The organism is Novosphingobium clariflavum, from assembly GCF_026420865.1.
Classification (GTDB): Bacteria; Pseudomonadota; Alphaproteobacteria; order Sphingomonadales; family Sphingomonadaceae; genus Novosphingobium; species Novosphingobium clariflavum.
In genome coordinates, this window is record NZ_JAPCWC010000015.1 from 65,892 (window position 1) to 79,966 (window position 14,075).

At 63.9% G+C, this 14,075-nt stretch carries 11 protein-coding genes; 6 read left to right on the forward strand and 5 right to left on the reverse strand.

Features of this window, described 5'->3' with window-relative positions:
• Positions 1–35 precede the first annotated feature (35 nt).
• Positions 36–1,007, forward strand: coding sequence for a glycoside hydrolase family 16 protein (locus tag OKA11_RS16945; protein WP_267222450.1), 972 nt, complete (start codon positions 36–38; stop codon positions 1,005–1,007).
• Here the strand turns inward: OKA11_RS16945 and OKA11_RS16950 are convergent.
• The 3 genes from OKA11_RS16950 to OKA11_RS16960 all read right to left on the reverse strand — a co-directional run bounded on the left by OKA11_RS16950 (position 993) and on the right by OKA11_RS16960 (position 6,496).
• Positions 993–2,339 (reverse strand): O-antigen ligase family protein, encoded by a 1,347-nt coding sequence (locus tag OKA11_RS16950; RefSeq protein WP_267222452.1) that lies wholly within the window; start codon positions 2,337–2,339, stop codon positions 993–995. The two genes, OKA11_RS16945 and OKA11_RS16950, sit on opposite strands and share 15 nt — an antisense overlap.
• Positions 2,340–2,660: 321 nt before the next feature.
• Complete coding sequence (locus OKA11_RS16955; RefSeq protein ID WP_267222454.1) at positions 2,661–5,270, reverse strand: family 16 glycosylhydrolase; 2,610 nt, start codon at positions 5,268–5,270, stop codon at positions 2,661–2,663.
• 116 nt (positions 5,271–5,386) lie between these two features.
• Positions 5,387–6,496, reverse strand: coding sequence for an acyltransferase family protein (locus tag OKA11_RS16960; RefSeq protein WP_267222456.1), 1,110 nt, complete (start codon positions 6,494–6,496; stop codon positions 5,387–5,389).
• 243 nt (positions 6,497–6,739) lie between these two features.
• On the opposite strand from OKA11_RS16960, the gene OKA11_RS16965 reads away from it, so the two are divergent.
• Positions 6,740–7,090 (forward strand): hypothetical protein, encoded by a 351-nt coding sequence (locus OKA11_RS16965; protein ID WP_267222457.1) that lies wholly within the window; start codon positions 6,740–6,742, stop codon positions 7,088–7,090.
• A gap of 144 nt (positions 7,091–7,234) precedes the next feature.
• Here OKA11_RS16965 and OKA11_RS16970 read toward each other — a convergent pair whose 3' ends face one another.
• Positions 7,235–7,393, reverse strand: a complete 159-nt coding sequence (locus OKA11_RS16970; protein ID WP_267222459.1) for a hypothetical protein — start codon at positions 7,391–7,393, stop codon at positions 7,235–7,237.
• Positions 7,394–7,669: 276 nt separating this feature from the next.
• Positions 7,670–8,734, reverse strand: a complete 1,065-nt coding sequence (locus OKA11_RS16975) for a polysaccharide pyruvyl transferase family protein (RefSeq protein ID WP_267222461.1) — start codon at positions 8,732–8,734, stop codon at positions 7,670–7,672.
• An 822-nt stretch (positions 8,735–9,556) separates the two neighbouring features.
• On the opposite strand from OKA11_RS16975, the gene OKA11_RS16980 reads away from it, so the two are divergent.
• The 4 genes from OKA11_RS16980 to OKA11_RS16995 all read left to right on the forward strand — a co-directional run bounded on the left by OKA11_RS16980 (position 9,557) and on the right by OKA11_RS16995 (position 13,760).
• Entirely contained in the window at positions 9,557–9,985 is a 429-nt protein-coding gene (locus OKA11_RS16980; protein ID WP_267222463.1) for a hypothetical protein, read from the forward strand.
• A gap of 580 nt (positions 9,986–10,565) precedes the next feature.
• Positions 10,566–11,150 (forward strand): polysaccharide biosynthesis/export family protein, encoded by a 585-nt coding sequence (locus OKA11_RS16985; protein ID WP_267222465.1) that lies wholly within the window; start codon positions 10,566–10,568, stop codon positions 11,148–11,150.
• Between the two features lie 73 nt (positions 11,151–11,223).
• A complete protein-coding gene (locus OKA11_RS16990; protein WP_267222467.1) occupies positions 11,224–12,468 on the forward strand; it encodes an outer membrane beta-barrel protein in 1,245 nt (414 codons plus the stop codon).
• A gap of 35 nt (positions 12,469–12,503) precedes the next feature.
• Positions 12,504–13,760, forward strand: a complete 1,257-nt coding sequence (locus OKA11_RS16995) for a cell wall hydrolase (protein WP_267222468.1) — start codon at positions 12,504–12,506, stop codon at positions 13,758–13,760.
• Positions 13,761–14,075 lie beyond the last annotated feature (315 nt).

Genomic DNA, 14,075 nt, shown 5'->3' on the forward strand with positions numbered 1-14,075 from the left:
GGACATTCACCGCGCTTTCAGCCAGTCTTTCCGCCATGCCGATCGTCAAGGACCAGTCCGCGATGCCGCATTGCCACAGATGGACGCGCGCGCCTGCAGTACTGCCGGGGAACCGCTGGCTTCGGCGCGCCGCCGGCCTTGGCGGCGCCTTGCTGCTGACGAGCGCCGCGCCAACGGCGGCTCCCCCTCCGGCAACCGCTGCGATGCCGCACCTGCCTCCCCTGGCCGCCCCGGCGTTCGACGAACGGTTCGAGCAGTTCGACCACGGCACCGACCAGACACGACCGGCCCGGCCGCATCGCTGGCGGACCGTCTACGGCCATGGCGGCGGCCTTGCGATCAGCAACCGGCAGATGTCCGCCAGCAGCTTCGCCTCCGACGCCGCGTTTACCGGCGTGAGCGGCGGGATGGCAGGTGCCGTGCCGCTTGGCCTCGATCCCTTTACCTTCCGACGCGGCGAACTGACCATTCTGGGCCAGCCTACGCCGGAGGCGCTGCGCCCGCGCGTCTGGGGCAAACCCTATTATGGCGGCGCAATCACCACCCGGTTCAGCTTTGCGCAGAAGTTCGGGTATTTCGAGATCGAGGCACGGCTGCCCGCAGGCAAAGGCATGTGGCCCGCGTTCTGGCTCCTGCCGGTCAAGGGCACATGGCCCGATGCCGGGGAGATCGACGTATTCGAAGGGCTCGGCAATCCGCACGAGATCCACTGCACGGCGATCACCGGCAAGCAGCGCACGACGCGGCGCATCGCCCTGGCCTTTGATGCGAGCCGGGACTTCCACCGCTACGGTGTGATGTGGACACCGCGCACGATCACCTGGTTCGTCGACCGGGAGGCCGTTGCCAGCACGGCCACCCCCGCCCCACTCACTCAGGAAAGTGCCTATCTCATCGCCAATCTCGCGGTGGGCGGCAGCTGGCCCGGACAGCCCGATGCCTCGACGCCCTTTCCCGGCCGCTATGCGATCCGGCGCATCACCGTCTGGCCGCTAGCCGGACGCTGACGACTGCGGTCCGCGCCGGACGCGCAACGCTATCGCCTGATCACGCCCAACCGGGAAACATCCAAAACCGAGCGCGATGCCCAGCAGGATCGTCGGTGCCACCAATCCGGTGGGGCGGATCAATTCCACCGGGGTCTTGGTCAGTTGCAGCGCCATGTAGGCGAGCCAGAAACAGGTCGGCAGCGAAGCCGTCAACACAAAGCGGCGCAACAGCGCCAGGCACCCTGCCAGCCAGGTAGCCAGCAGCACCGCCAATCCCACCAGCCCGGTCTCGACAATGGTCTGCAGGAACGTGTTGTGAAACGAGAAGCCCGTCGATTCCTGCCGCAAGTCGAAATGGTGCCACAGGCCCACGGCATCGGGATTCTCGGCATGCCAGAAGGCCGCATAGCCATATCCCAGCAAGGGCCGCTCGGCGATGATGAAGTGGGCCCGGAACCACAGGTACCCCCGCCCGGTGAGCCCGCTATCCTTTTCGGACATCTGTTGAACATGCGCCAGGATGGTGTCGAAAAAGCACAAGATCCCGATCAGCCACAGCACGACCATGCACACGAACGCCAGTTTCACCCCCCGCGAACGCTCCCGCAGCAGCAGCAGGACAACCAGCAGCGCACCGGACACCGCCAGCGCCGCCAGGCCCCCGGCCGAATTGGCGCGCACGGTCGTCCATACGCACAATCCGGTCACCCCGAGGGCCAGCATCATGCGCAGCGGCGCGCGCTGTTCCGCAAACAGCGCCGCCATCGTCAAGGCGAGCAGGCTGGCGGTGCTCGCCGTGTCGGAAAAATAGTTCTTCACCTCTCCCCCAAGGCCGTAGAGCGCAAGGCTCTGGCCATTCTCGATCGGGCGTAGCGGCACCAGCGCCAGGGTCAGCAGGGTGTAGACGGCATAAGCCACGAACAACCCGGCCACCACGACGCGCGGCCTGCTGGACTGTGACAACAGCAATCCCGCCATGATCGTCAGCGCCATCTGTACCGCAGCGCGCAGCGTCACCATCGGGAAGGCCGACCAGCCGACCGACGCCAGCGCGAACAGCGGAATGACCAGGAACATCCAGCACCGCGTAAAGACCGCGCGCACCTGCTCGGGCCGCAGGACGGCGTAAAACGTGGCAAGCAGCAGAAAGGCCAGCGCCCCGGGCATGCCGAAGTTGGCAGGGATGCGCGCCAGGACGATCAACCCGGCCAGCCCCCCGTCCTGAACATCGCGCCGTGCCAGCCAGACGGCCAGCGCGCTGCGGCGACCGCCCTGCGGGCCGTACCTCCCTTCGGATCGCCGGGCCGCGGCGAGCGTTCGGCGCCGGACTTCCATTACCCCACCCGTCATGGCCTGCCCCTCTTGATCGCGATGGCGTGCAGATGCCGTGCCGGCGGCGCTGGGGCGTAGCGCTGCGCGCTGCCCTCCCTTGCAGGAACACGCATGGCCGGCGCCAGGATCCGCAGCGCACCATCAGCGGCCGCCTTGTCCAATGCCGCCTGCAAGGCGCAAACACTGCCCGTGGAATGCATCGATACATGCTTTCGAAGCCGCGGCACCCGATGGCGCCGCGACTTCGATAGCTTTCCCGCTATGCGGCGTCGACCGCAGGGGACAGGGGATTGCTCCGCTTTGAATGCGATCAGGGCAAGTGCTGCCTGCCCCGGCAGATCAGGCCACCAAACCCATCGATGCCATGTATCCGCCGTCGTTCACGAACGTGATGTCACTCATCTCGATGTGCGCGGAGCCGGTGAGCGTGATCTTGTCGGTGCCGACGGTGACGATGGTGTTGGCGCCCTGGGTGGTGATGGTAACCGAACTGGTCGACGTACCGACAAGAACCAACTTGTCCTGGCCCGCCGCGAAGTCGGTAACGGTGTCGATGCCGAACCCGCCCGCGAAAACGAACTGGTCGGCCCCGACACCGCCCGTCAGCGTATCGTTGCCCGCGCCCCCGGCGATCATGTCGTCACCGGCGCCGCCGTCGATGATGTCGTTGCCGGCACCGCCCGCCAGATGGTTTGCCCCGCTGTTGCCGAACAGCTTGTTGGCAAGCTCATTGCCCGCACCGTTGATGTCGGCCGTCCCGGTCAGTCGCAGGATCTCGACATTGGCCGGCAGCTTGTACGTGATCGAGGCCTGGACGGTGTCGGTCCCCTCGCCCGCCTGCTCGATAACCGTGGTCGTTCCATTGTCGACCACCATGACATCGTCGCCCTTGCCGCCGATCAGGGTGTCGCTTCCGCCCTGCCCGTCGAGATAGTCGTTGCCGCCAAGGCCGCTGAGCACATTGGAGCCGCTGTTGCCGATCATCCGGTTGGCATCGGCATTGCCGGTCGCGGTAATGTCCGCCGTACCGGTGAGGCGCAGGTTCTCGACCGCATTCGGCAGGACATAGGAGATCGACGTCTGGATCGTGTCGGTGCCTTCGCCGGGATTTTCGATCACCCGGGTCATCACGTCGTTGACGACATAGGTATCGTCTCCGGTGCCGCCGATCAGGGTGTCATTGCCGCCCTGCCCGTCAAAGTAGTCATTGCCGGCAAGCCCCGACAGCACGTTCGCGGCTGAATTCCCGAACAGGCGGTTGGCCAGTTCGTTACCGGTACCGTTGAGCGCGGCATCGCCTGCCAGGGTGAGGGTCTCGACATTGGCGGGCAGGACGTAGCTGACCGAAGCGACCACGGAATCGTTGCCACCGCCTGTGCTTTCGCTGATCTTGTCCTGCGCATTGCCGACCTGATAGACGTCGTTGCCGCTCGTGCCCGTGAATGTCTGGGCAGCCGCAGTCTGTGCCGGCGGCGTGACCGACGCGGCCTTTACGAAGTCACTGCCGTCATACGTCGTGTGCTGGCCGTTGATCGTCGTCGAAACGGTATCGACGGTGCGATAGGCCTTCACGTAATCGATCTGCATCTTGCCCGTGCCGGTCTGCGCATCGGGGCCTCCCCCCCAGCTGCCGCTGCCGCCGACCGCGAGGTTCATCAGCAGGTACATTTCCTTGTTCATCACCGCAGGGGTCGGCTGTTCGGCAACCGCGACGCCATCGATGTAATAGATGACGCGGTCGGAATTCCAGTCGACACCGTAGGTGTGGAACTGCGAGGTATCGACGACCACGCGGTCCTGGACCGAGGTGTTGGCGGAACCGTCGATGCCGTGGGTGGTGAGGTAGACGACATTGGGATCGTTGCCGAGCATCTCGAACACGTCGAGCTCCGGCGGCCACGTACTGTCGGTCGGCAGCAGCCAGAACGCGGGCCACATGCCGGCGCCATCAGGCAACTTCGCACGAATCTCGAAATAGCCGTACTGCTGCGAGAACGTGAACTTCGAGGTCAGCAGGCCAGAGGTATACGTGTGCCCGTCGACATATGGCAGAACTTCGGCGCTGGTCGGTGCAGCGGTGATGGTCAGCACTCCGCTGTCGATCGAGAACGGATTGACGCCCAGCGGCTTGGAGCCGGTACCGGCCCATTCGGGATCCATGTAGATCTCCGATTCACCCGCCAGCGTGTGGCTGGCAATCGTGCCCGTACCGCCATGACCATATTCGGTGCGCCAGGTTCCGCCCTGGCTATAGAGGCTGAGCGAATTGAAATCATCGGAGAACGACAGTTTCAGCTTCGCGGTGTCGAGTTGATAGTTGAAATCACCGGAAGTCAGGTTGCTGGCGGTGACCCCGCGCAGCACCAGCTTTTCGCCATTGGCGAAATTGAGCACGGTGTCGGCGCCGACCTGGCTGGCGATCGACTTGATCTGGCTGAACGCGGTGATGCCGTACCCCCCAAGCCGGATCTGGTCGAGACCGCTGGTGAAGTCCTGGATCACGTCGCTGCCGTTACCGGCGCTGATGATGAAGGTGTCTGCACCATCGCCGCCGACGAGGACGTCGTTGCCCTTGCCGCCGTCGAGTTGCTGGTCGTACTCGTTGCCGACGATGACGTTGTCGAGATCGTTGCCACCGCCGTACCAGGCGTTCTTGCCCTCGAGAACGAGGTTTTCGACGTTCGCCTCAAGAATGTGATAGACAGTGCTGCGGATCGTATCGACGCCTTCGCCCGCCAGTTCGACCACACGGTCCTTGAGCGACGAGATGCAGTAGATGTCGTCGCCCAGACCGCCGGTATAGGTGTCCCCGCCGCCATAACCCCGCATGATGTCGTTTGCGGTCGTACCCAGCAGATTGTCCGCCGCCGAGGTCCCGTAAAAGACCTTCTTCGAGGCCCCGGAGTAGTTAAGTACAGTTCCGAGAGCGTTCGTATAAGGAAAAGCCATAATTCAAAACCCCAGAATTACAGGGAAATATTCCCTCGTCTCTGGAATTGGCTTTTATGACCGCCCCGCGGAACGGCGGTCTAAAGATGGCAGTTAATCGATGTCAACGATTGCACTCACGCCGAACGAACGCTTTTTCGCGATAACATCATGGAAATAGTTGAAATTATTTTCATGATGTCCGCCTTGCGACGCTCCCCCAATTCAGCAAGAAAAAGCATCGCGGCAATGGTCAAAAGGCTGGCCGACAGCGCTCCAACGGGGGTGGCGACCCACTGCGGCCACACTGCACCGATCAGAACCATGACCGGTAGATGCATGATATACAGGGTAAAACTCGCCCCCGCGAAGTAGCGCACGAGCTTTTCGAACCAGCTTGGAAAGAAACTGTAGGTAGTTTCCACCGAGGCAAAAACGACGATCGCTCCTCCCAGCAGCAGCCCCAGACCAAAGTAGTATGCCATGCTGGGAATCAGCCTGTCGACGGTGGGCCATTCGAACAAGGGAATGGCTGAAATGCCGAGGTATTTTTTCCATACGACACTCGCCAGAAGCAGTCCCGCGAAGAGCGGCCAACCGATGGCCGGGCGCAAACGCCACCCCCGCAAGACCAACCGATGAATGAACACGCCCAGTAGCCAGAGCGGCAAGGCGACCACGATTCTCGGCCCCACCACGGCACACCATGCCATGGCCAGCACAATGCGCGCAGACCCCCTGGCGAACACCAGGAAGGCGAACAGCGTGTAGTAGGCCACCTCGTAAGCCAGCGACCAGAACGGTGCGCCAGTGACGATCGTCGCACGGTCGAACCAGAGTTCGTTGGTGAAAGTGAGATAACGCAGCACTTCGAACCAGCCTGGCGGCACGCCCCCCAGCCCCGCCGCTTTCGCTCCGTCCGGCGCGGCCGCCACGTAGACTTGCGGCACCAGATATGTTCCGAGCGCATAACAGACGATCAGCACCAGGACTGCCAGCGGAATCACCGAGTACATCCGCAGCGCGCGCGCGCGCACATAGCTGCGCCAGTCACGCTCCTTGAACGTGACGACATGGCTGATGACAAAACCGGAAAGCACGAAGAATATCGCCACGCCTTCCTTCGCGCTGTGCCCGATGATGACGGGCAGGTCGATGCGGTAGACCTGTCCGGCATGGCCGACAAAGACCAGCAAGGCAGCAAAGAGCCGCAAGAGATCGAGAAAGAGAGATAGATTTCGGCTCATGCCGCCCCCCGCAAAAACGAGATCAGCGAACGCCCCCCTTAGGGAACCATTGGCGTGCCGTTCACTGTTCCGGATCTATGAGGGCACCGCGCGACCGCTGAAACGACAAGAACCTCCAAAACCCACCAAACAATGACCGACCAGCCCCCCGCTCCCCCCTCCCCGCCACTGCCGCCGCCGCCACCGCAGCCGGCAGCCTCGTTGCACGACCTGGCCTCTGCCGGTCTTGAGGCCGGCCAGAGCATGATCGCAGCTTCCGCGGGCACCGCCGGTTCAGCGCCGGTGTCGATCGATGCCGCGGCCTTCTCCCAGCTCGGCGAACTGTTGGTGGCTCTGGCACGCGCAGCCAGACGATGCGGCGGCGAGGACTGCTTCGCCCGTCCCGTCAACGGTGTCCGCAGCTGGGTCCCGTCACAGGTGCTCGACGAAACCGCGCGGCGGCTCGAGGCACTGGAACACGAAAACCGGTCCTTGCGCGAAGCACTGACGACCATCGCACAATCACGGCCGGCCTTGCTGCCCCGCCGCTCCCCGGACACCCCGCAGAGCATAGCGCTTGCGGCACTGGAGGCCTTTGCGAAAGCCGCCCGCTGAACCGCAAGACCCGCGGCAAGGACCGTGGAACCTGTCCGGGGCGCCCCCGGACAGCCTCAATGGCACCTCAATGTCAGGGCGTGAGCACTGAAAGCGGGAAAGGCGAGCGCGCACAGGCCCAAATGCGCTGCTTACCCATTGATCTCAGACGAAACCAAGCACCCAGGCAAGCAGTGCCCAGCAGGCAAGGCTGATCACCAGGCCGACCAGCCATCCCCGCCACAGGATCGGTCCTGCCCCGAAACCCGCCGCCCCCTGCCCTCGCGGCGTGGTTTCATGGGAACCGGCGGGAAATTCAGCCATGCCTTCGCCTTCTGATTGCAAGTTGGGCTGCCCCCGATCGGTAGCGGCATGATGGTGCCCGCGCCCGGATGCGACAGGCAGCTGCGATGCATTCTGGGGAGAATTGTCACCGGATGGCATGAGGCGATACCACATGGAGCGAGCCTAAGCACGGACGCCCCCATGCATAACGCGCTGCGGCGCAACAGGGCAAGCGTGAACCGCCTCATGCGTTCGGCGGGGACCTCGATGCTTGCCCCATCCCGGGCCGGAGGCTGGATCAAACCGTGCAAGCGTTCAGGCGAGCACGGCTGCACTCGCCCCCGCTTTCTTCGCCAGGCGGTACAATCGTTCAAGCATTTCATCGGCCAGGCCAGCCCGCCTGGAGGGATTGCTGACAAACGGATCGCGCGTGGCCAGTTCCACCAGAGCCTGCGCCGTGCGTTCGGGGCTGAAGCCAAGCAACCGCCGCGTGACCGGCACCGCTTCAAGCACGCGCTTGGCCTGCCGTCGGACCAACGCCACCTTTGGCGGCGCGGCAATACGTGCCCGAAATTCGGCAAGCGCTGCCTCGGGATCGAGCGCGATCATCGTGCCGAATGGCTCGGGCCGCTTGCCGAAACGCAGCAGGGGCATGGGATCGGGCGGCGGCACGAGCGCGACAGCGACGTCCATGTCCAGCGAGGCCGCCCAGTCCCCCCATTTCGCCGTGGAGAAATTGCGCGAAACGGCAAAACCTCGCCAAGGCACGCCGAAAGCATCGGCCAGGATGGCCCCGTGCAGCGATTCCGTCAGCACCAGCCGCGCACCGGCCAGCGCCGCGATCACGTCACGCGGAGAGCCCCGGGGATCGACGATATCGAAACCCGCCAGTTGCGCGGCCGCGGACCATCCCGGGAATGCCAGCGTTTCATAATGCGGCACGACCACCGTTCTCGTGGTCCGCGGCCTCGACGCCAGGTCCGCAAATAGCGGCGAACGGGGAACAAGCACCGCACCGTCCGTCAGTGCCCGATCCGCCGGAAGTCCGAGCGCCCGGGCACTCACCGGGCCGCGCACGCAGTGGTAGCGCACATCGAGCCCCTGCCAGCGCACCGGATCGGAATAGCCGGCTCCACTGGAGAAGACATGCAATCGGGAACATCCGGCCGGATCGATGCCGATGATGGTACCGATCCCCACAAAGGCAGTGCTTTCGCCTGCCCCGGTGCCCGGCGAGGAGACATCCGGCCCGAACAGCCCAGGCGCAAGCTCAGGCCAGAGCAAGGGATTGAGATCGTCCCCGAAATTCGGAACGGCAGGCTCGTAGTGCAGCAACCTCATGCCTGCCCTCCAGTCTTCGGGCGCACCGGCAAGGCCCATCCGGCGATCCGGCCGGCCCATGGCACACGGCTCGATCCCCTCTTCGCCCCTGACGCCATGACGGCATCAGGCATCACGGGAATTGCGGGAAGCCGACTGAACATAAGGCCACAAGTCTCCATCTGGTCGAGCGATACGAACCAAGCGCACATATGCAGGAGCCCGGGCCGAAACGACGCATCGCAATGCTCGATGCCCGCACAATGCCCGCCCCGTTTGCGCACCGGCGCACCGGGCCACCCGATCCCGGAGTACCCAGCCCCATGCCGAGCGCCCGACCACCCCCAACAGCCATGCGGTGAGCCAAATGCACCAAACCGGACGCTGCGGCGCACAACGCCCCGCTGGAGCCGGATGATGGCGCGCGCGACCGTCAAAGTGCAATTCGTGCTCCCGGCCGAAGAATGAACAAGCAATGTCTTGTACGTGTTGAATAATATCAAACACAAAAATCCATCACCAGAACCATAAATATCCAAATCGGATCTTATAGTCATGACATCAACCGAAATCGGACCTCGCCCAACATTGTAAACAATGAATACCAAGATGTATGCTTATCGAGTCGTCAATGCTTTCCTTTTTGCGATGCACGGGGCCGGAATTCCGGCCCCTTCTGCGCGGATCGGGCTGCAGCGAGGACAAGGAGAAACGGCAGCTTCGTCACGCGAAGGGGGGGGGGTCGTCCACGCCAATCTCGCTCGCTAACGCGCCTCCATCGGCAGGCGTGAATTGCTGGCACGCATCCGCGTCCATTTCCGGAGTCATAACCGGAAGGACAGGCAGCGGACCAGATACGTTAAGCTATTCCAGGAGGCATCTATGGGCAAATTTGTAGGAACTGCGGGCAGTGATCGCATCAGCGGTACTGACGAAGGCGATGCGATTTTCGGAGGCAAGGGCGTCGATTACTTGTACGGCGGCGCCGGGAATGACTGTTTTGTCATCAATCTCTATGACATGGACCCCAGCCTTTCGAGCAATGCGCGCCTCGGCGCGCAGACCCAGGACGTCATTTATGACTTCTACGGCGCTGGCGGCTGGGAAGGTGGCGGCAACAACGACTTCATCTATCTCGCCAATTTCGGCGCGGGATCGACGCTGACGTTCGCGGGATATGGCACGGACGGCACCACGCACTCGCAGTATTACATCATCCACAGCGCCACGACCGGCCTCGATTACACGATCGCGATCGGTTCGATGAATGGCAAACTGCTCGGCGCCGGCGACTTCAACTTCTACAACTGAGCAGACCAAGGCCCGCAAATGCGAAGCCTGCGCGCGGAAGGAACCAACTCCTTCCGCGCGCTGACGTTTGTTGCAAGGCAACCCCAAGCGGCGGCTGCAACGCACCGAGACCGCCAGGAGCGGCCAGAGCGCAAGGTACAGCAATCACGCAAGGACCGTCCGGCGAGTGCCACCCCGGCCACGGAGGCAACCGTATGCTCCGCTTTGGCGTAGCGTTGCCGCCACCTCCTTCAGAGCCCGCCTGGAAATTCGCGAAAAGCGAATTTCGCGCCGCCAGACCACTCTCCCACCGCCCCCTATCGACAGTATCCTGAGCGTAGTCAGGGAGGGAGTGGGCTGGCGACACCCTCAAAATGCCGTTTCGGGCCTTTTTCAAACAGATTCTCGCAACAACGCGAAGAATACTACGCCACCCAAAGTATAAAACCCCACTTTCAATCCAAACCGGACCATACAGGTCCAAAAAGGATCGGATTTAGGGCCATTATGCTTTGCTGCCAGAGCGCTTTCTGCGCCACAACTTCCTCGGCACCCACCGGGCTGAAGCACCATCCCGAATCTGTTCCGGAGAATTCATCACGTGGCCAAGCTTGAGATGACAACGATGCGCAGCCTGCTGCTTGCACTCCCTCTATCGATGGCTTTCCTCTCGGGCGGCTGCTCCAACGCGGGGGAACTGCCGGTGCGCACGCTTGGGCCAGGAGAAACCGCCTATGCCCTGGGCAGCGGAGACAAGCTGCGCATCACCGTCTACGGCGAAGACAAGCTAACCGGTGAATACATGGTCGACAGCGGCGGCTCGGTCGCGTTCCCGCTGGTGGGCGCGGTACAGGCACGCGGGCTGACGGCGTCAACGCTGGCGGAAAGGATCGCGGGCGCCTTGCGCCAGGGCTACCTTGACGCCCCCAGTGTGTCGATCGACGTGCTGAACTACCGCCCCTATTACATCCTCGGCGAAGTCAGCAAACCAGGCGAATATCCCTATGCGGACAGCCTGACGATCTTCAGCGCGGTAGCCAAGGCGGAAGGCTTCACCTACCGCGCGGACGAGCGCCGGGTCTTCATCCGCCACAAGGACGAAGCCGGTGAGACGCTCTACCGGCTGGACGGCGCCACCCCCGTGCTCCCGGGCGACACGATCCGGGTGCTGGAACGCAAGTTCTAGCACGGTGGGCACGCGCATTCCCGCAGGCGGCGGTGCCGGGGCCCGTCCCGTCCGCCACCCAAGACGCACGCTCATGCTGGCCCTTGCCGGCGGACTTGCGGCGCTGCCCGCCGTGGCCGGCGCGCAAACGCTGACGCCGCCAATTCACGAACCGGACGATGTCGCGGGCAACCGCAAGATCGCCGGATATGCCTCCATCGGCTATGAACTCGCGGGCCTCGATGTCTTTCCCGAACTGGTTTTCGCCGCACGCGGCGACAGCAACGTCTTTGCCGACGACACGCGCCGCCGATCGGATATCGCCCTCTCGCTCGCCCCGAAAATCACGGCAAGGCGCCTGACCCGATCAAGCCGGACGACGCTGGAGGCAGATGCCCGCATCAGCCGCTTCGGATCGCTCGCCAGCCAGGATTCGAACGAATTTGCCGCCTCGGCCTCCTATACCCGGTTCGCCGGAGCGGGCGATTCCATAACGGCCAGCACCTCCTATCGCCGGGAGGTCGTGCAGCGCGGCACGGCCGAGAACGACCTGCCTTTCGGCGATCCGCTGATCCGGCGAGCGATCCAGGCCGCAATGCAGGGGCACAAACGCTTCAACCGGCTCGCGATCGACGGCGCCGCCCGGTTCGTGCGCATGCGCTATGAGGAGGCCCGTCTGGGCAATGGCCTGGCGATCGACCAGAGCTTTCGCAACGGTGAGCGCTATGCCGCCCAATTGACGGCGAGTTACGAGCTCAGCGGTCGCACCACGCTGTTTGCCGGCGGCAGTTACGACCATTTCGACTACCGCATGTCGCCAGCCCTCACGAACCGCGATGCCGACGCCTGGAGCGCGGCTGCCGGGATCAGTTACGAAGTAAGCCGGGTGCTGATCGTGCAACTGGCGCTGGGCGAGCGGCAATATGATTTTGTCGATCCGGCACTTGGGCAATTTTCCGGGCTCTCGATCGCGGGGCAATTGCGCTACTTTCCCACGCGCCTGCTCTCGATCCGTGGCAGCATCGAGCAGACCAGCACCACCAGCCCCTACGATCTCGTCGGAGCGGTCACGTTGACCACGGCCCGGATCGAGGGTGAGTACGAGATGCGCCGCGCCCTGTCGTGGGTCGGCAAGGTGCAATTCACCGCCGAGGACTATGGACCCAAGGACTATTCCGCGCGCATCCTCTCGATCTCCGCCGGGCCGCGCTGGCGCCTGAACCGCTGGCTCAGCGCCGACGCGACCCTTGGCCACGATCGCCGCTTCACCCAGGGCATTGCCCCCTTCCCACACTATTCCCGCACTTATGCGCTGCTGACCATCACGCTAACGCGATGATCGCAATGCCGTTTCCCCGGATTATGCCGCGCCGCGTGCAGAGACCGGCCGAAACACCGCACCCGCGCGCGTCGCGCATCATCCGCTCCGCGCAAGCCACGGTGATCGCCGCGCTCGCCAGCGCCCTTCTGGCCGGCTCTTCGGTCACGTATGCGCCGCTGCACGCCGCCGTCCCGCGCCGGAACACCCCCGGACCAGCGCGCACAGGAAGCGACAACGCACCGCCCATAACGGTGCTGCCCGGAGCGCCAGCAGGCGATGGCGATCCATCCACCGCAATCGATAGCGATGCCGCCCGTAGGTTGAACGCGGCGGCCGCGTTCGTCCCGCTGGGACCGGATCACCCCACTTCGGTCAGGTTCTCCGAAAGGAGCGGCGATTTCGCACGTGCGCTCGATTGCCTTGCTTCCGCCGTGCTTTACGAAGCGGGCGACGATCCGGTGGGGCAGGCCGCGGTGGCGCAAGTCGTCATCAACCGGGTGCACCACCCTGCGTTTCCGCACACCGTATGCGCGGTCGTCTACCAGGGATCGGAGCGCGCGACCGGCTGCCAGTTCACCTTCACGTGCGACGGCGCCTTGCAGCGCCTGCCCTCGCCCGCCGCCTGGCAACGCGCCCGCAAGCTCGCCGAGTCTTTTCTGGAAGGCCGCGCGGAGCCCGTCGTCGGCCTCGCCACCCACTACCACACGGACTGGGTTCATCCATATTGGAGCGATAGTCTCGACAAAGTGGCGCGTGTCGGCACGCACCTGTTCTTCCGCTGGCGCGGCAACTGGGGGCGCCAGCCGGCCTTCACCGCCATTCGGGCGGGAGCGGAACCCATCGAACCCGAACTCGCCGCCCTATCCCAAGCCCACCGCGATGCGCCCCCCGGCAACGGCAATGCCCTGGCTCCAACAGGAACTGCCGAAACGAGCGGACGCCCCGTGGCCGCCGAAATGATCGCGGCAGGCCCTGGCGACCACTTCATCCAGATCGATGCCGGCGGCAACGGCGGCAACCTCGCGATAGGGGTGCTGGACCTGTGCCGGGGGCAACCGCGCTGCAAGGTGGTTGGCTGGGACCGGCGCGCGGAAGCCTACGGCTCACCTGCCATGCCGCTGGTGCGCACGGTATCGTTCCTCTACGTTCGCGATGCCCGCACCGGGGTGGAAGTGGTGCTGTGGGACTGCACACGCTACAACCGACCGCTCGACAGCCAATGCCTTTCCGCAGGCAATCGCCACTGGATCACTTTCACCGGCAGCCTGGGCCGTAAACGCATGGACAGCGCTGTCGAGGCACCCAGTTAACGAACATTTCGGACCAACGGGACACACGGCGCGCGGATGGCCCGATATGTTCGCCATTCCGGCGCATCGCAGGCGTGACTAATGGGTCCTGAGCCTGACAGCCTTGGCGGCACAGCCTCCATGCGACCGGACATGGCCAGCCCTGCTCCATGTTGGAGCAATGGGCCTCGTCTTCGCCCCATCTACGCCCAAAACGGTTCCACTAGCGCTTCATCGTCAGCTCGAATTCCGAATACTCCATCTCAGGAAAAGAACCGATAAGCCGCGCGACCCGCAAGGCCGATCGGTTCCGGGATGGCTGGTGACGTCGTGCGC